We start from the raw sequence: 15671 nt of genomic DNA, 5'->3' as shown, positions 1-15671 counted from the left end.
GCCGGGGCCAACACGCTGCGGCTGCTGGGCCGTCCGACCCCGTCACCACCACCGGCCCGCCCCGGCGGGTACGGGGCCGGGCCGGCGTGGACCTCGTCAGTACGCGTAGGTGACCGAGATGGTGGCGTTCGGGCAGCCGCTGGCCAGGCTGGTCAGGGCGCTCTTCTCGGCGCTGTCGACGGTGAGCCGCCAGCGGGTCTTGGTGGCGACCCACTCGTTGACGTACCGGCACCGGGCGGAGGTGTACGGCGGCAGCCAGGTCGCCGGGTCCTGGTCGCTCTTGGCCTGGTTGACGTTGTCGGTGACGGCGACCAGCGGCCGGCTGTCGCCGAGGTCGTTGGCGTACGCCTGGCGGCGGCTGGTGGTCCAGCTGCGTGCGCCGGAGTCCCACGCCTCGGCGAGCGGCACCATGTGGTCGATGTCGAGGTCGCCGGTGAGCGTCCAGTAGGCGTTGTCGTAGTAGGAGTACCAGCGTCCCCCGCTGAGAGTGCAGGTGCCGGTGACGGTGGGCGCGCTGACCGCCTCGGCGAGCAGCACCTCGTTGCGGGTGTCGCAGCCGTCGCCGTCGGCGTCGATCCAGTGCGGGAAGAGGTCGCGGCTGTAGCCGGTGCGGATCTCGCTGGCGACGGCGAGGTTGGCGACCGCGCTGGTCAGCGGGGCGGAGTAGCCGGCGGCCTCGGCGGGGTGGGCGAGGCCGCCGGTGGTGGCGAGGACCGCGGTGAGGATGGTCGCGGCGGCGCGCAGGGGTCGGTTCATGGTGCTCCGTCCAGGTGAGGTGAGTTCTCCCTGGCACATGTATAGACGTACGTAAAAGTGTTGGTCCAGGTTGGATTCCGTGAACGGTGGACCGTGCGACCAGCCGGACCCCCGATCCGTGACAGCTCCGGCCCGATTCGCCCCGGGCCGGCCTGCCGCCCCGCACTCGCAGACGGTCCGCCGCGCTCCGCCGGCCGGTGCGCTGCGGGGTAGCGTTCCCGCCGTGGGTGCGCCGACACCCGGGTGAGGAGAGACCATGGCGGACACGACGACTGTGGAGGTTCCGACCAGCGACGGCGCGGCGGACGCGTACCTGGTCCGGCCGGCCGGCGACGGGCCGTTCCCGGCGGTGCTGTTCTTCATGGACGCCTTCGGTCTGCGCCCCCGGCTCGTGGAGATGGCCGAGCGGATCGCCGCGCGCGGCCACCTCGTGCTGGTGCCGAACCTGTTCCACCGGGCCGGCCGGGCACCGCTGTTCGACCTCCGCGAGCTGGCCGACCCGCAGCGGCGCGGCGAGTTGTTCGGGCGGATCATGCCGCTGATCGGTGCGCTCACCCCGCAGGTGGTGGCCCGGGACACCGGGGCGTACCTGGACTTCCTGGCTGCCCGCGACGACGTGCGGCCCGGACCGGTGGCGGTCATCGGGTACTGCATGGGTGGCACCACCGCGCTGCGCGCGATCGAGGCGCACCCGGACCGGATCGCGGCGCTGGCCAGCTTCCACGCCGGCCGGGTCGTCACCGACGCGGCGGACAGCCCGCACCTGGGCGTCGGCGCGGTCACCGGTGAGCTGTACTTCGCCCACGCCGACCAGGACGGGTCGATGACCGCCGAGCAGATCGCGACGCTGGAGCAGGCGCTCGACACCGCCGGGGTCACCTACCGCTCCGAGGTGTACGCCGGCGCCCCCCACGGCTTCACGATGGCCGACACCCCCATGTACGACGAGCAGGCCACCGAGCGTCACTGGGCCGCCCTGTCCGACCTGCTGGACCGGACCTTCGGTCGGTGAACGGCGTCGGCGCGGCGGCCGGATGACGGTCGGCGCACGGCTTCATGACAGTCGCGTGACAAATGGCCCCAGGCGGTGCCCGGCGGTTTCGCCACCCGGTCGCCGGGGGCAGCAGCCAGGTCGACAGCGACTCGTGGAGGGACGACACACATGGAAGTACAGGGCTTTTTCACCGCCATCATCATCGGCCTGATCATCGGTGCCCTGGGCCGGCTCGTGGTGCCGGGCAAGCAGAACATCTCGATCTGGCTCACCCTGGCCATCGGTGTGGTGGCCGCGATCCTCGGCACCCTGGTGGCCGGGGCGCTCGGTGTCGACGACACCGCCGGCATCGACTGGATTGAGTTGCTCATCCAGGTGGTCTTCGCCGCCATCGGTGTCGCTCTCGTCGCTGGCACGTACGGCCGCCGCCGACACTGAGGTGAACCCTCGGCCGGCCCGTCCCCTCCCCGGGGCGGGCCGGCCGCGGCCGTTCTCGGGCTCCGGGTGGGACGGGTGGCGGGCCGGGTACCCCGGGGGGTATGTTCGGTGCGGGAGGTGCACGTGAAGCTGCGACCGGAGATGACCGGCGACGCGCTGACCCGGCTCAAGCGAGCCCGGGGGCAGCTCAACGCCGTGATCGAGATGATGGAGAACGGTGAGGACTGCCGGGAGGCGCTGACCCAGCTCGCGGCGGTCTCGAAGGCCATCGACCGGGCCGGCTTCAAGATCATTGCCTCCGGGATGCGGCACTGCGACGCGGCCCGCGAGCGCGGTGAGACCCCCGAGATGACCGAGGCGGAGCTGGAGAAGCTCTTCCTGGCGCTCGCCTGACCCGGAACTGGATCCCGTCCGCGTCGCCTGAGGGCGGCCCGGGTGGGTAAGCCACACCCGAGCCCGGGTGCATCCGTCTGCCACCTGCATACCCCCGGGGGTATGCGCGGAAAAGGAGTTGTTGTGATGACAGTCGAGATTTCGGTGCTCACCACGTCCTCGCTCGGTGACCGCAGCTACCTGGCCTCCGACGGCCGGGTGGCGATCGTGGTCGACCCGCAGCGCGACGTCGACCGCGTCCTGCTCCTGGCCGGCCAGCAGGGTGTCCGGATCACCCACGTGGTGGAGACGCACCTGCACAACGACTATGTCTCCGGTGGCCTCGAACTCGCCCGGCTGACCGGGGCCCGGTACCTGGTGGCCGCCGCCGACCAGGTCGGTTTCGCCCGGACCCCGGTCGCCGACGGCGACGAGGTGCCCGTGTCTGCCACCCTGCGGCTGCGTGTGGTCGGCACCCCCGGCCACACCTTCCACCACCTGTCGTACGTCCTCGACACCGCGACCGACCACGGCTGGCAGCCGGTCGGCGTCTTCACCGGTGGCTCGCTGCTCTTCGGCACCACCGGCCGCACCGACCTGCTCGGCCAGCGGCACGCGCACGACCTGGCCCACCGGCAGCACGCCTCCGCCCGGCGGCTGGCCGACCTGCTCCCCGACGGCGCGCAGGTCTGGCCCACCCACGGCTTCGGCAGCTTCTGCTCCGCGACCCAGGCCGACGCCCCCGACTCCACCATCGGCCGGGAACGGCAGGCCAACCCGGTGCTCCGGCTCGCCGCGGACGACTTCGTCACCGACATCCTGGCCGGCCTGGACGCCTACCCGGCGTACTACGCGCACATGGGGGCGGCCAACACGGCCGGACCGCTGCCGGTCGACCTGACCCCGGTGACCCGCGCCGACGCCGGGCAGCTGCGCGAGCGGATCGCCGCCGGCCAGTGGGTGGTCGACCTGCGCCACCGCAAGGCGTACGCCGCCGCCCACCTGGCCGGCACGGTCAGCCTCGGCCTCGACGGACCGATGTCCACCTGGCTCGGCTGGCTGATCGACTGGGGGACTCCGCTCACCCTGCTCGCCGAAACCCCGGAACAGGTCGCCGAGGCCCAGCGGGAACTGGCCCGGATCGGCATCGACCGGCCCGCCGCCCAGGCCACCGGTGAACCCGACGGGTGGGCCACCGACCCCGGCCAGCTACGTGAGCAGCCCACCGCCGACTTCGCGGCGCTGGCCGCCGCCCGCACCGGGAACCCGCCTCCCGGGCTGCCCGCCCCGCAGATCGTCCTCGACGTGCGGATGACCAACGAGTGGCGTGCCGGCCACCTCGAGGACGCCGTGCACATCCCCCTGCCCGACCTGCCCGGGCGGCTCGCCGACGTCCCGGACGGGGCGATCTGGGTGCACTGTGGCTCCGGCTACCGGGCCAGCGCCGCCGCGTCGTTGCTGGCCAACGCCGGCCGGACGGTGGTCGTCATCGACGACCGGTTCGACCGGGCCGCGCAGGCCGGCCTCACCCTCGCCACCCCTGCCTGACCGTTGCCCTGCCTGGCCGGTTCCCGTATCTGACCGGTTCCCCCGCCTGACCGGTTCCCGGCCCAGCCCGCGATGCCCTGACGCGGGCCGGTGCCGCCTGCCCACCGCCGCTTTCCCGGACGGGTGATGCGTCAGCGTCGTCAGCTCCACAGGACGCGGACGGACCACACCACACCGGCGGACCCCGAAACGAGGAGACATGGACCGTACCGATCCCACCCGCATGGCCACCGTCGACGCCGCCGCCCTGCGCGCCCTGGTCGACGCCGGCCGGGCACCCCGGCTGCTGGACGTACGCACCCCGGCCGAGTTCGAGACCGCGCACATCGCCGGCGCCTACAACGTCCCGCTCGACCTGCTCCGCGAACACCGCGACGAGCTGCGGCGGCACCTCGACGAGGAGGTGGTGCTGATCTGCCGCTCCGGCACCCGGGCCGGCCAGGCCGGGCAGGCCCTCGCCGGAGCCGGCCTGCCCCACCTGCGGGTCCTCGACGGCGGCATGCTGGCCTGGCAGGAGGCGGCAGCACCGGTCGAAAGGGGCGTCCCGCGCTGGGACCTGGACCGGCAGGTACGCCTGGTCGCCGGGTCGGTCGTGCTGGTCAGCATCCTCGGCTCGGTGCTGGTGCCGGGGCTGAAGTGGGTCGCCGCGCTCATCGGCGCCGGGCTCACCGTCGCCGCCGCCACCAACACCTGCGCGCTGGGCATGCTGCTCGGCCGACTGCCGTACAACCGGCGTGCCGGCGGTGACCTGGACACCGTCGTCGCCCAACTGCGCGGAGACACCGGACGGCAGGGGTGAGCGCTACCCTGTTGCTGACCGTCGGGCTGGCCGTGCTGATCGGGGTCAGTCTCGGGCTGCTCGGCGGCGGTGGCTCGATCCTGGCCGTCCCGCTGCTGGTCTACGTCGCCGACCTGCCGGTGCGGGAGGCCATCGCCACCTCGCTGCTCGTGGTCGGCGTCACCAGCCTCGTCGGTGTGCTGCCGCACGCGCGGGCCCACCGGGTCCGCTGGCGTACCGGGCTGGTCTTCGGTCTCGCCGGCATGGCCGGCGCGTACGTCGGTGGACGGCTGGCCGGTCACCTGCCGCCGACCGTCCTGCTCACCGGCTTCGCGATGATGATGCTGGCCACCGCCGTCGCCATGATCCGGGGCCGGCCTGTCGCCGCCGACGGGCCGGCCGGGCTGCCGGTGGCCCGGGTGCTGCTCGACGGGGTGGTGGTCGGTCTGGTCACCGGCCTGGTCGGGGCCGGCGGCGGGTTCCTCGTCGTGCCCGCGCTGGCGCTGCTGGGCGGCCTGCCGATGCCGGTCGCGGTCGGCACCTCGCTGGTGGTCATCGCGATGAAGTCGCTCGCCGGCCTCGCCGGTTACCTCTGGACGGTCGACATCCACTGGGGGCTCGCGGGCGTCGTCACCGCCGCCGCCGTGCTGGGCAGCCTGCTGGGCGGGCGGCTCGCCGGCCGGGTGCCGGCCGACGTCCTGCGCCGGTCGTTCGGCTGGTTCGTGGTGGTGATGGGCGGCTTCGTCCTGATCCAGCAGCTGCCGGGTGGCGTCCGGACCGACCCGGCGCTCTGGACCGGGCTGGGCGGTGTCGCGGTCGGTGCGGTGCTCGCCGCGATGGCCTGTGCCCGACAAAACCCGGGGGCGCCGGTCGGTGTCGGCCCGGGGCTGGCCTCGGTGCCGTCGGGTCAGCGGTCGGTGGGTTCGTCGTCCCCGGCGGGGGGCGGGAAGGCCAGCGCCACGGTCAGGTCGAGCACCAGGTCGGGCTCGTGGAGGCGGTCGCCGTACAGCTCGCGCAGCCGACCCATCCGGTAGCGGACCGTCTGCGGGTGCACGAAGAGATCGGCGGCGACGTCGTCGCGGCGGCCCTGGTGCAGCAGCCAGGAACGCATCGTCTCGGCCAACCGCTGGGCGGTCGCCGGGGAGAGCGTGTCCAGCGGTGCGAGCACCTGGGCGCGCAGGTCGGCCAGCGCCTCCGGGTCGGTGTGCAGCACCAGCCGGGCGAGATGCCGCTCGGTGTCCAGGGCGGCCCCGTCCGCCGGTCGCTCCACGCCGAGGGCGAGCGCCTTCAACACCCGCTGGTACGACCGGTTCACCGCGACCCAGGGGCGGGCCGGCCCGAGCACCGCGCGGTGGCCGTGCAGCGCCGCGGCGAGCTGCCGGCGTCGCCCGCCGTGCATGTCCGGTACGAGCAGCAGCGCCGCCTCCTCGGCCCACTGCGCCCCGGGCAGTTCCTCGCCGCTCTCCAGGGTGTGCGGGTGCAGGGCGGCGAGCACCCCACGCAGGCTGCTACGGGGCAGCACCGCCACGGTCAGGGTCTGCGGCGGGGGCCACTCGGCCCGCGCGGCGCTGCGTCGCAGCACCTCCTCCGGATCACCGGCGAGCAGTTGCTGGGTGAGCCGGTCCAGGTCGCGTCGCCGCACCCGGCCGACGTTGGCCAGCTCATCGGAGTGGCCGGCGACGCTGGCGGCGGAGAGTTCGTCGATGTAGGCGAACATCAGCTCGGCGAACTCGGCGACGGTCTCGGCGGAGAGCCCGCTGCGTACGGTGGTGGCGGAGACCTCCCGCCAGGCCACCCGCGCCCCCACCCGGTACGCGGCCAGCAGCGCGTCCATGCTCCGCCCCACCCGGGCCTCCCCGGCGCCCAGCGCGTACGCGGCCTCCAGGGCCCGGCTCAGCGGAGTGCTCGGGTCGGCCGCCCCGGCCCGCTCGATGAGCTGGAGGAAGGTGCCCAGCGCGATCCGTACCGCGTTCTCGATCTTCTCGCGCATCTGGCCGGTGAGGGTGCCGGAGTAGGCGGGCACCTCGGCGGTGATGGTGGTGACGGTGTGTTCGGCGACCATCGGCAGCCGGCCGCGTAACCGCTCGGCCACCTGCGCGTCGAGTTCCAGCCGGCCGCCCAGCTGCCCGGCCGCCCCCGATTCCGGCATGTTGTTCCCCTCGAACAAGAAACCGCCTCCGATTCACCTTCCTTGGTCAAGATGTTATGCGACAGAGCGAGCATTCTGGGGTCATGACCACCACCGTCCCGCGTCCCCCGGTGAAGACATCCGTCCGGGACCGGCTCCTGCGGCTGGCCGAGACGGTCACCACCCCGCTGCTGCCGGAGGACTACCTCGACCTGGTCGCGCCGCTGCGCGCCGGTGCCGCCCTGCGCGGGCGGATCGTCGCCGTCGACCCGGAGACCCGGGACGCGGCCACCCTGACCATCCAGCCGGGTCGCGCCTGGCGCGGCCACACCCCCGGCCAGTACGTCCGCCTCGGCGTCGACGTCGACGGGGTACGGCAGTGGCGGGCCTACTCGGTGACCTCCGCCCCCGACCGCCCCGACAGCCGGATCAGCGTGACCGTCAAGGCCATCCCGGACGGCAAGGTCAGCAACCACCTGGTCCGCCGCACCCGGGTCGGCACCGTCGTCCAGCTCGACCAGGCGCAGGGCGATTTCGTCCTGCCCGACCCGGCCCCGGCCCGCATGCTGTTCCTCACCGCCGGCAGCGGCATCACCCCGGTGATGGGGATGCTGCGGGCCGGCGCGCACACCCGGGCCGACGTGGTGCTGGTGCACTCCGCGCCGACCCCGGACGACGTCGTCTTCGGCGCGGAGCTGCGTGCCCTGGCCGCGCAGGGCGGAATCCGGCTGGTCGAGCGGCACACCGACGCGCACGGCCTGCTCGGGGTCGACGAACTGGCCGCGCTGGTGCCCGACCACCTGCAGCGGCAGACCTGGGCCTGTGGCCCGGTCGGCATGCTCGACGCGGTGCAGGAGCACTGGGCGGCGGCCGGCGTCGCCGACCGGCTGCACACCGAGCGGTTCCGGCCGACCGTCGTCACGCCCGGGGAGGGCGGCACGGTCACCTTCACCCGCGCCGGCCTGACCGTCGCCGCCGACGGTGCCACCCCGATCCTCGACGCCGGGGAAGCCGCCGGGGCGCTGATGCCGTCCGGCTGTCGGATGGGCATCTGCTACGGCTGCGTCCTGCCGCTGCGCCAGGGTGCGGTGCGGGACCTGCGCGACGGCACACTCACCACCGCCGTCCCCGGTGACGGCGTGCTCATCCAGACCTGCGTGTCGGCGGCGGCCGGTACCTGCGACATCGATCTCTGACCGGGAGGCCGGACGTGACCGTCATCCAGAAGAAGCCCGACAACCCGATCGCCCACCTGAGCGCCGAGGACATCGAGATCCTCGGCAAGGAGCTCGACGCCATCCGGGACCGGGTGCTCGCCGAGCGTGGTGAGAGCGACGCGACCTACATCCGCAAGGTGATCAAGACCCAGCGGACGCTGGAGATGAGCAGCCGTGCGGTGCTGCTCTTCTCGCTCTTCCCGCCGGCCTGGGTGGTCGGCACCGCCGGCCTGGCGGTGGCCAAGATCCTGGAGAACATGGAGATCGGCCACAACATCCTGCACGGCCAGTACGACTTCATGCGCGACCCGAAGATCCACTCCACCACCTGGGAGTGGGACCACGTCTCGCCGGCCGAACAGTGGAAGCACTCGCACAACCAGCTGCACCACACGTACACCAACGTGCTCGGCAAGGACAACGACCTCGGCTACGGCATCATGCGGGTCGACGAGGACCAGAAGTGGTACCCGCTGCACCTCGGCCAGCCGCTGTGGAACCTGATCAACGCGTGCTTCTTCGAGTACGGCATCGCCGCGTACGACCTGGAGCTGGGTCGCAACCTGCGCAAGGGACGGCACAAGGCCCCCGAGTTCCGGGCCCGGCTGCGCGCGGTCGGTCGCAAGATCCGCCGTCAGGTGCTCAAGGACTACGTCATCCACCCGCTGCTGTCCGGCCCGTCCTTCCTCAGCACCCTGGCCGCCACCTTCACCGCGAACCTGATCCGCAACCTGTGGAGCCACTCGGTCATCATGTGCGGGCACTTCCCGAACGGGGTGGAGACGTTCGCGAAGACGTCGATCGAGGGGGAGACCCGGGGCGAGTGGTACCTGCGGCAGATGCTCGGCTCGGCCAACATCAGCGGCAGCCGGCTGCTGCACATCATGACCGGCAACCTGTCCTTCCAGATCGAGCACCACCTCTTCCCCGACCTGCCCAGCAAGCGTTACCAGGAGATCGCCCCGCAGGTGCGGGCGTTGTTCGACCGGTACGGGCTGAAGTACACCACCGGCCCGCTGCCCAAGCAGGTCGCCTCCGCCTGGTGGAAGGTCATCCGGCTCTCCCTGCCCAACCGGGAGGCCGCCCGGCCGACCACCGACGAGCGCCCGGCCCGCGCCCTGGCCACCTCCGGGGTCTGACCCGCCACCGACGCCGCCCACCCGGCCCGGGTGGGCGGCGTCGCCGTCCCAGCTGCTGCACCCACGCGCGGCGACGCCGGACCAGACGGAGTCAGTCGTCGCCGTCGACCTGGATCACCTCGGCCGCCGGACGGCGCGGTGCCGCCGGCAACTCCTCCGCCGGTGGACCCCACCCCACCCGGACCACCAGGTACGGCTCACCCACGTCGGCCAGCAGTTCCCGCATCATCCGGCGGGGCCAGGCCAGCTCGATGGTGTCGCTGATCGGGGCGGTGGCCAGTCCCGCGGCGGTCGCGGTGAGCAGCAGCGCCGACAGCGCCTCGCCGCCGCGCAGCCAACCCGTCGGGTCGTCCCGGTCACCGAAGAGGAGCACGTACGCCGCACCCCGGTCGAAGTCGGTGCCGGCGGCCAGCCCGGCGGCGTCGCCCGGCGCGTAGTCGCGCAGCGGCACCCGACGCGGCGCCGGCCGGACCGCCGTGGTCGGCGGCACCCCGTCGCCGCTGCCGGCCGGACGATGGGTCCAGTGGTGCAGCTCCGCCCGGTAGGCGGGGTCGGCCAGCTCGGCGTCGGCGGCCCGGCCCGTCGAGACGGCCAGCATCGGCATCTGGTCGGCCCGGACCAGGTGCAGGTGTGCGCCTTCGGCCTCGACCGCCGCCCGCAACCCGGTCAGCAGCTCGCCGGGGACCGGCCGGTCGCCGTACGCCCGCCGGTCGGTGCGCCGGGAGGGGATCACGTCGGTCAGCCGGGCAGCGGCCAGGTCCAACCCGCCGGGCCCGGTGGCCCGCAACCGGGCCAGCAGCTCCGGGGCGTCCGGGTCGGGCAGCCGGTCGACGTCGACCCGCCAACCCGCCGCGGCCAGCGCCATCCGGGCGTGGTGCAGCGCCGCGCCGCAGCTCAGGGTGAGCAGCCGCCCGTCCGGGTCGGTGGTGGCGAGTTGCCGCTCCGGGTCGGCGCGCAACTCCAGCCGCTCCGGGGTGACCCGCCACCGCCACGGCTGGGTGTTGAACACCGACGGGGCGTACCGGGACAGCTCGGCAGCGGCGGTCAGTTCGCGTACGGTCGGCGCCTGGTCCGGACGGGTGGACGGCGGGATCATCGCAACACCTCCTGGTCGCTTTGCCCTCACCCTGCGCCGACCCGCCGGACCCGGACAGGGCCGGACGGCCCGACCGGTGGGACCGGAGGCCCCGTCAGCAGCCGGTCCAGCGCGCCGGGGTGACCCGGTCGCCGAGGAGCCAGCCGACCACCGTGCCGTTGTCCGCGATCGACTCCGCCCGGAGGCCGCTGACCCCGGGTTTCGGTCCCGACAGGGGCGTCCACTCCCGGTCGCCGTGCCCCACGCCCGCGTCGCCGAGCACCGCGCCGCTGGGCGTCACGCCGTTGATCCGCCACCCCACGGCCGGGTGGACCGGCGTCGCCGCCCCGGTGCGCAGGTCCCACCGCTGCGGCGTCCCGTCGCCCTCCTCGGGGGTGTCGTCCACCCCGCCGGCCGCCCAGTTGCCCCGGGCCGCGACCGCCCAGGCGCGCGGCTTGCCGGGCACGGTGAGCCAGCTGATGCGTCCGTCCGGCCGCAGTACCCAACCGGCGGAGTCCGACAGGTCGGTCGGTCCGGCGGAGGTGCCGACGACAGTGCCGTCGTCCAGGATCGCGTCGGCCGTCGCGTAGGCCGGGCCGATCGTCTCGACCGTGCCCGGCCGGTCCGCCGGCCACCGCAACGCGATCTGCCTGTCGACCGTCTTCAGAGAGCCGCGCCCCACGATGTCGCCGCGGGCGTTGATCCCTGCGGGCCAGCCGTCCGAGACGGTTTCCGGTACAGGTAGCGTCGTCAGCTGGCCGTCCTGGTAGCGCCATGGGCGGTACGACGAGCCGACGACCGCGTCGCCGATCACCACACCGGCCGTGTTGACGGCGGTGACCGACTGTAACAGCGGGGTGGACACGGCGGTGACCCGGCTGCCCTGCCAGAGCAGCAGCATCGGTTCCCACACCCCGTCGGTGATCCGGGTGCCGGTGCCCGCGATGAACCGGTCGCCCGGGTCCACCGCCTCGGCCAGGCCGCGCGTCACGTCGGCCGGCATCGGCAGCGGATGCAGGGCGCATGGTCGACGCTGTCCTGGCGCGGCCCGGCAACGGCCACCCCGGGCAGGCCCAGCGCGGCGGTGAGCAGACCGACGGCGGCCCCGGCGAGCATCCGGTGGCAGATCATGGCGGCTCCGATCGAGGGTGGACGGTGGCGGTTTCCCGCACCCTGCATCCAAGCACGCCATCGGGCAGGATTGATGGCTTCGCTCCGGTACGGCCTGCGGGAGCGGGTTACGGTGTCCGATACCTGACCGGACACTCGACGGCCGGCCCGGCGCCGGACACTGCCGGACCCGTCGGCGGGTGAGGATCATGAGCCCTACCGGAGGGGAAGAGATGGCCTACGTGTTCCTGTTGATCGCGATCAGCGCCGAGGTGGCCGGCACCAGCCTGCTCAAGGCGACGCAGGGGTTCACCCGGCTCTGGCCCTCGCTCGGGCTGGCCGCCGCCTACCTGCTGGCCTTCGGCATGCTCGCGCTGGCGGTCCGGGACATCCCGGTCGGGGTGGCATACGCGATGTGGTCCGGGCTCGGCACCGCCGCGATCGTCGCGATCGGCGCGGCCTTCCTCGGCGAGCCGTTGAGCGTGTCGAAGGTGATCGGGGTGGGGTTGATCATCGGGGGAGTGGTCGTGCTCAATCTCGGCGGGGCGCACTGAGCCGGCCGCCCCGGAGTGTGGGGTCGGCCGGCTCAGCCAGCGGTCGACGGCCTCCGGCGCGGTGCCGGTGCACCGTGCCGTGCGCGTGCTAGCGGCGGCCGGCGGAGTGCCGGTGCACCGTCTGGCGTCCCCGCAGGAACGCCAGCACGATCACCACCAGCAGCGCGATGAGACCGATGATGACCAGCCAGCGGACCGCCTCCAGCAGCAGCCCGAGCAGGATGAGCGCGCCGCCGACGATACCGACGACCCAGAGCATGGCCCGCATGTCCACCTCCTCTGACAGCTTCGACCGGGCGGCATTCCCGTTCCCTGCCGCCGCATGCCTCGACGGCGGGCCGGGTGCGGAGCGGGCCGGTGCCGGGTGGCGGGAGGGTCGGTGCCGGATCGGTGCGGTGCGGTGCGGTGCCGGGAGGGTCAGTGCGGGACGGCGCGGTGCCGGGCGACGTAGACGGTGTTGGCGGACTCGCCACCGGTCAGTGGGTTGCTGAACGGGACGACGTGGGCCTGCCAGGTCGGGAAGACCTCGGCGAGGACCTGGCCGAACGCGGCGTCGGGCGGATCGTCCGACCAGAGCGCGAAAACCCCGTCGGGCAGCAGCAGGTCGGCCAGCCGGCGCAGGCCCTCAGAGGTGTAGAAGGCGGCGTGGCTGGGGTGCAGCACGTTGCGGGGGGAGTGGTCGACGTCGAGCAGCACGGCGTGGAAGCGGCGGCCCGGCTGGTCCGGGTCGAAACCGGTGCCGTCGGCGACGGCGGCGAAGAAGTCCGCCCGGACGAACCGGGTCCGCGGGTCCGGGGCGAGGCCGGCGGCGAAGGGGAGGAGTTGCCGGCGGTGCCAGTCGATGACGTCCTCGATCGTCTCCACCACCAGCACCGAGCGCACCCGGGCGTCCTCCAGGGCGGTGCGGGCGGTGTAGCCGAGGCCGAGACCACCGACCACCACGTCGAGGGGCTCGTCACCCAGCGGGGCCAGGCCCAGGCGGGCCAGTTCGATCTCGGCGACCGGGAAGAGGCTGGACATCAGGTACTCGTCGTCCAGTTTCACCTCGTACACGTCGACATCGAGGGCGGGGTCCCGCCGCCGGCGCAGACTGATGGCGCCGATCGGGGTCTCCCGCCAGGCCAGTTCCTCGAATCGCGCGCCCACCCGGCCGCCCTTCCACCGTCGTCGTGCCGGGATGGTACCGGGGCGACCGGTTCCGGCCGATGTCGGCTCGCGCGCCGCACGTCGCGGAGGCGGGCCCCGGCGTGATCGTCGGCCGGGCCCTGCCGACGTCCATGCTCGGGTGACGGTCATGCGACCCGCCGGCGGGTCGACGCCGAGAACGCACCAGGTCGCGACGGAGGGTCTACGGGACATCGACGCAGCGCATATCCTGTCCGCCGAGGACTCGCGGAAGGGACACCATGCCGTCGCGGCAGGATCAGCTCCACTCCTACCAGTTCACCGTGCAGCGGGCCGTCGCCGCCCTGGTCATGCGGGAGACCGACCCGGCGCGTTCGCCGTTTCGCCGGCTGGCCGGAGCCGGGCTGGCCAGCGTCCTGGTGGCGGCGATCGGGCTGGGCGGCTTCGCCCTCTACGGGCTGTTCGCCGGTGGCGGGTCGAAGTGGCGCGACGCCGGCGCGGTGATCGTGGAGAAGGAGTCCGGGGCCCGGTTCGTCTACCGCGACGGCAGGCTGCACCCGGTGCTCAACTACGCCTCGGCGCTGCTGATCGTCGGGGCGGACCGGTCCCGCACGGTGCTGGTGTCGCGCCGGTCCATCGAGGGGGTGCCGCGCGGGCTGCCGTTGGGCATTGCCGACGCACCGGACTCACTGCCGGCCTCCGGCCGGCTCACCACCGCGCCATGGACGGTCTGTTCGCTGGAGCCGGCCGAGGCCGCTCGGGCCGCACCCCGCTCGGCGCTGCTGATCGGTCGGGAGGCGACCGGTGGGCGGCGACTCACCGAGGAGGCGGTGCTGGCCCGGCACCCGGACGGCGCCCTCTACCTGATCTGGCACCAACGCCGGCACCTGCTGCGGGACACCGCCCGGGTGCTCGCGGCGCTGGCCGCCACCCGGGAACGAGCGGTCCCCGCCGCCCCGGCGCTGCTCAACACCCTGCCTGCGGGCATCGACCTGGCCCCGCCCGCGCTGGTGGGGCTCGGTGAGCCCTCGTCGGAGGTCGCCGGTGCCGCGATCGGGGATGTCTATCTGGTCCGCAACTCCGGCGGTGGCCGGCAGTACGCGGTCGCCGAGCGGGACGGCCTGGCCGGCATCACCGAACTCCAGGCAGCCCTGTTGATGGCCCGCACCGGCCAGGACGAGCCGGACCCGATCACCCTGGGCCGGTTCGCCGCGCTGCCCAAGGTCCCCGATCTGGTGCCGACCGGCCCGACCGCGCCGCCACCGGCCCCACCGCGCCTGGCCGGCGCCGAAGGCGGCGCGCTCTGCGCCCGGGTCGGCAACGACGGCGTGGTCCGCGACGTGCAGGTCGGCACGGCCGTGCCGGACCTCAGCGCCGCCGCCCGTACCGTCGACGGCACGGGCGGGGTGCGCGTCGACCACGTGCTGGTCGAGCCGGGCCGGGGTGCGGTGGTCGAGTCGGTGGCCGCGCCGGGTGCCGACGGTGGCACCGTCTCCGTGGTCACCGACCTGGGCCGCCGTTACGTGCTCGCCGACGGTGAGGTGCTCGGCATGCTCGGCTACCAGGGGGTCACGCCGATGCGGCTCCCCGCCGGGCTGGTCAGCCTGGTCCCCGCGGGCAGCACCCTCGACCCGGCCGCCGCCCGAGCGGTCGCCGCCCCGTCCTGACCGACGCCGCCCAGGTGGTGACCGTCGAGGCCGCCCGGGTGGCGGTCGGGCCGGGCGGAGCGGGCCCGGTCGATCGGGCCCGGGGTCGGGGTTCGGTCGGTGGGCCGGGTGGCGCAGCTTCAGTCGGGCGGGCGGCGCAGCAGGCTGACCGCGAAGTCCGCCTCCTCCCGCCAGGGGCGCAGGTCCCAGGTGGCGAAGCGCTGTTCGAGCTGGAGGCCGGCGGCGACCACGTCGCTGTCGAAGTGGTCGAGCCGGTAACCCCGGTCGAGGCCGAAGCCGACCAGCACCACCCCGTCGGGGCGCAGGTGGCTGCCGATCCGGGCCAGCACGGTCGGTTCGGTGCCGGCGGCGACGAAGGCCATCACGTTGCCGGCCACCACGGCGGCGTCGAAGGGCTCGGCCTCGCCGGCCCCGGCGAGATCCAGTTCGACGAGGTCGGCGACCAGCCAGCGGGGACCGGGGTGGTCGACCCGAGCCGCCTCGATCAGGGCGGGGTCGGCGTCGACCCCGACCACCCGGTGCCCCCGCGCGGCGAGCGCGGCACCGACCCGGCCGGTGCCGCAGCCGGCGTCCAGGATCCGGGAGCGGGGGGCCACCACCGCGTCGACCAGCCGGGCCTCACCGGCCAGGTCGGCGCCCTCGGCGGCGAGCCGGCGGAACCGGTCGATGTACCACTGCGAGTGTTCGGGGCCGGTCTCGGTCGCCCAACGGGTCGGGTTGGTCATGCCGCCACGGTAACCGGCCCGCCCGGCGCGGCGCGGCGTTCACGG

General features: G+C 74.0%; 17 protein-coding genes and 1 pseudogene. 10 read left to right on the top strand and 8 right to left on the bottom strand.

Annotated features, from left to right (window positions below; translation table 11 throughout):
• Nucleotides 1-96: 96 nt before the first annotated feature.
• A complete protein-coding gene (locus ACIG87_RS02885; RefSeq protein WP_396847535.1) occupies nucleotides 97-756 on the bottom strand; it encodes an HNH endonuclease family protein in 660 nt (219 codons plus the stop codon).
• Nucleotides 757-1012: 256 nt separating this feature from the next.
• Here ACIG87_RS02885 and ACIG87_RS02880 point away from each other — a divergent pair, with 256 nt between their 5' ends.
• From ACIG87_RS02880 to ACIG87_RS02855, 6 genes and pseudogenes are all read left to right on the top strand, one after another.
• Entirely contained in the window at nucleotides 1013-1768 is a 756-nt protein-coding gene (locus ACIG87_RS02880) for a dienelactone hydrolase family protein (RefSeq protein ID WP_396847533.1), read from the top strand.
• Nucleotides 1769-1918: 150 nt separating this feature from the next.
• Nucleotides 1919-2188 carry a GlsB/YeaQ/YmgE family stress response membrane protein gene (locus ACIG87_RS02875; protein ID WP_396847531.1) on the top strand — a complete coding sequence of 90 codons (270 nt, stop codon included), beginning with the start codon at nucleotides 1919-1921 and terminating at the stop codon, nucleotides 2186-2188.
• A 123-nt stretch (nucleotides 2189-2311) separates the two neighbouring features.
• The gene (locus tag ACIG87_RS02870) at nucleotides 2312-2581 is read left to right on the top strand and encodes a metal-sensitive transcriptional regulator (RefSeq protein ID WP_357767769.1); all 270 of its coding nucleotides are present in this window, start codon (nucleotides 2312-2314) and stop codon (nucleotides 2579-2581) included.
• A gap of 126 nt (nucleotides 2582-2707) precedes the next feature.
• The gene (locus ACIG87_RS02865; RefSeq protein ID WP_396847529.1) at nucleotides 2708-4108 is read left to right on the top strand and encodes a rhodanese-like domain-containing protein; all 1401 of its coding nucleotides are present in this window, start codon (nucleotides 2708-2710) and stop codon (nucleotides 4106-4108) included.
• A gap of 199 nt (nucleotides 4109-4307) precedes the next feature.
• On the top strand, nucleotides 4308-4907 hold the full coding sequence (locus tag ACIG87_RS02860) for a rhodanese-like domain-containing protein (RefSeq protein ID WP_396847527.1): 600 nt from the start codon (nucleotides 4308-4310) through the stop codon (nucleotides 4905-4907).
• Nucleotides 4904-5704 (top strand): annotated as a pseudogene (locus ACIG87_RS02855) (sulfite exporter TauE/SafE family protein); the annotation flags it as partial. The gene ACIG87_RS02860 and the pseudogene ACIG87_RS02855, both read left to right, overlap by 4 nt.
• Before the next feature lie 89 nt (nucleotides 5705-5793).
• On the opposite strand, the gene ACIG87_RS02850 reads toward ACIG87_RS02855, so the two are convergent.
• On the bottom strand, nucleotides 5794-7035 hold the full coding sequence (locus ACIG87_RS02850; RefSeq protein WP_396847525.1) for a PucR family transcriptional regulator: 1242 nt from the start codon (nucleotides 7033-7035) through the stop codon (nucleotides 5794-5796).
• 83 nt (nucleotides 7036-7118) lie between these two features.
• Here ACIG87_RS02850 and ACIG87_RS02845 point away from each other — a divergent pair, with 83 nt between their 5' ends.
• Together ACIG87_RS02845 and ACIG87_RS02840 are read left to right on the top strand one after the other, a co-directional pair.
• Nucleotides 7119-8210, top strand: a complete 1092-nt coding sequence (locus ACIG87_RS02845; RefSeq protein WP_396847523.1) for a ferredoxin reductase — start codon at nucleotides 7119-7121, stop codon at nucleotides 8208-8210.
• A gap of 14 nt (nucleotides 8211-8224) precedes the next feature.
• Nucleotides 8225-9370 (top strand): fatty acid desaturase family protein, encoded by a 1146-nt coding sequence (locus ACIG87_RS02840; RefSeq protein ID WP_396847521.1) that lies wholly within the window; start codon nucleotides 8225-8227, stop codon nucleotides 9368-9370.
• A gap of 91 nt (nucleotides 9371-9461) precedes the next feature.
• Here the strand turns inward: ACIG87_RS02840 and ACIG87_RS02835 are convergent, their stop codons facing one another.
• The 3 genes from ACIG87_RS02835 to ACIG87_RS02825 form a co-directional block, all read right to left on the bottom strand.
• Entirely contained in the window at nucleotides 9462-10466 is a 1005-nt protein-coding gene (locus tag ACIG87_RS02835; RefSeq protein ID WP_396847519.1) for an Acg family FMN-binding oxidoreductase, read from the bottom strand.
• 94 nt (nucleotides 10467-10560) lie between these two features.
• Entirely contained in the window at nucleotides 10561-11448 is an 888-nt protein-coding gene (locus tag ACIG87_RS02830; protein WP_396847517.1) for a hypothetical protein, read from the bottom strand.
• Complete coding sequence (locus ACIG87_RS02825) at nucleotides 11433-11576, bottom strand: hypothetical protein (RefSeq protein ID WP_396847515.1); 144 nt, start codon at nucleotides 11574-11576, stop codon at nucleotides 11433-11435. Before ACIG87_RS02825 ends, ACIG87_RS02830 begins: the two co-directional genes overlap by 16 nt.
• A 212-nt stretch (nucleotides 11577-11788) precedes the next feature.
• On the opposite strand from ACIG87_RS02825, the gene ACIG87_RS02820 reads away from it, so the two are divergent.
• The gene (locus ACIG87_RS02820) at nucleotides 11789-12109 is read left to right on the top strand and encodes a DMT family transporter (RefSeq protein WP_396847609.1); all 321 of its coding nucleotides are present in this window, start codon (nucleotides 11789-11791) and stop codon (nucleotides 12107-12109) included.
• Nucleotides 12110-12197: 88 nt separating this feature from the next.
• Here ACIG87_RS02820 and ACIG87_RS02815 read toward each other — a convergent pair whose 3' ends face one another.
• Both ACIG87_RS02815 and ACIG87_RS02810 read right to left on the bottom strand, forming a co-directional pair.
• Nucleotides 12198-12377, bottom strand: a complete 180-nt coding sequence (locus tag ACIG87_RS02815; protein WP_396847514.1) for a hypothetical protein — start codon at nucleotides 12375-12377, stop codon at nucleotides 12198-12200.
• A gap of 149 nt (nucleotides 12378-12526) precedes the next feature.
• Entirely contained in the window at nucleotides 12527-13255 is a 729-nt protein-coding gene (locus tag ACIG87_RS02810) for a spermidine synthase (protein ID WP_396847512.1), read from the bottom strand.
• A 260-nt stretch (nucleotides 13256-13515) separates the two neighbouring features.
• On the opposite strand from ACIG87_RS02810, the gene eccB reads away from it, so the two are divergent.
• On the top strand, nucleotides 13516-14901 hold the full coding sequence (gene eccB, locus ACIG87_RS02805; protein ID WP_396847510.1) for a type VII secretion protein EccB: 1386 nt from the start codon (nucleotides 13516-13518) through the stop codon (nucleotides 14899-14901).
• Between the two features lie 119 nt (nucleotides 14902-15020).
• Here eccB and ACIG87_RS02800 read toward each other — a convergent pair whose 3' ends face one another.
• Nucleotides 15021-15626: a class I SAM-dependent methyltransferase gene (locus tag ACIG87_RS02800; RefSeq protein ID WP_396847508.1), complete on the bottom strand. Its 606-nt coding sequence runs from the start codon at nucleotides 15624-15626 to the stop codon at nucleotides 15021-15023.
• Nucleotides 15627-15671 lie beyond the last annotated feature (45 nt).

The organism is Micromonospora sp. NPDC051925 (genome assembly GCF_044548625.1).
GTDB lineage: Bacteria > Actinomycetota > Actinomycetes > Mycobacteriales > Micromonosporaceae > Micromonospora.
Note: the sequence above shows the minus strand (reverse complement) of the source record. Positions and strands in the feature narration are given on the sequence as shown.

Coding starts and splice junctions, on each gene's coding strand:
- ACIG87_RS02885 (WP_396847535.1), bottom strand. CDS start 756: ATGAACCGACCCCTGCGCGCCGCCGCGACCATCCTCACCGCGGTCCTC.
- ACIG87_RS02880 (WP_396847533.1), top strand. CDS start 1,013: ATGGCGGACACGACGACTGTGGAGGTTCCGACCAGCGACGGCGCGGCG.
- ACIG87_RS02875 (WP_396847531.1), top strand. CDS start 1,919: ATGGAAGTACAGGGCTTTTTCACCGCCATCATCATCGGCCTGATCATC.
- ACIG87_RS02865 (WP_396847529.1), top strand. CDS start 2,708: ATGACAGTCGAGATTTCGGTGCTCACCACGTCCTCGCTCGGTGACCGC.
- ACIG87_RS02860 (WP_396847527.1), top strand. CDS start 4,308: ATGGACCGTACCGATCCCACCCGCATGGCCACCGTCGACGCCGCCGCC.
- ACIG87_RS02850 (WP_396847525.1), bottom strand. CDS start 7,035: ATGCCGGAATCGGGGGCGGCCGGGCAGCTGGGCGGCCGGCTGGAACTC.
- ACIG87_RS02845 (WP_396847523.1), top strand. CDS start 7,119: ATGACCACCACCGTCCCGCGTCCCCCGGTGAAGACATCCGTCCGGGAC.
- ACIG87_RS02835 (WP_396847519.1), bottom strand. CDS start 10,466: ATGATCCCGCCGTCCACCCGTCCGGACCAGGCGCCGACCGTACGCGAA.
- ACIG87_RS02830 (WP_396847517.1), bottom strand. CDS start 11,448: ATGCCGGCCGACGTGACGCGCGGCCTGGCCGAGGCGGTGGACCCGGGC.
- ACIG87_RS02825 (WP_396847515.1), bottom strand. CDS start 11,576: ATGATCTGCCACCGGATGCTCGCCGGGGCCGCCGTCGGTCTGCTCACC.
- ACIG87_RS02820 (WP_396847609.1), top strand. CDS start 11,789: ATGGCCTACGTGTTCCTGTTGATCGCGATCAGCGCCGAGGTGGCCGGC.
- ACIG87_RS02815 (WP_396847514.1), bottom strand. CDS start 12,377: ATGCGGGCCATGCTCTGGGTCGTCGGTATCGTCGGCGGCGCGCTCATC.
- eccB (WP_396847510.1), top strand. CDS start 13,516: ATGCCGTCGCGGCAGGATCAGCTCCACTCCTACCAGTTCACCGTGCAG.
- ACIG87_RS02800 (WP_396847508.1), bottom strand. CDS start 15,626: ATGACCAACCCGACCCGTTGGGCGACCGAGACCGGCCCCGAACACTCG.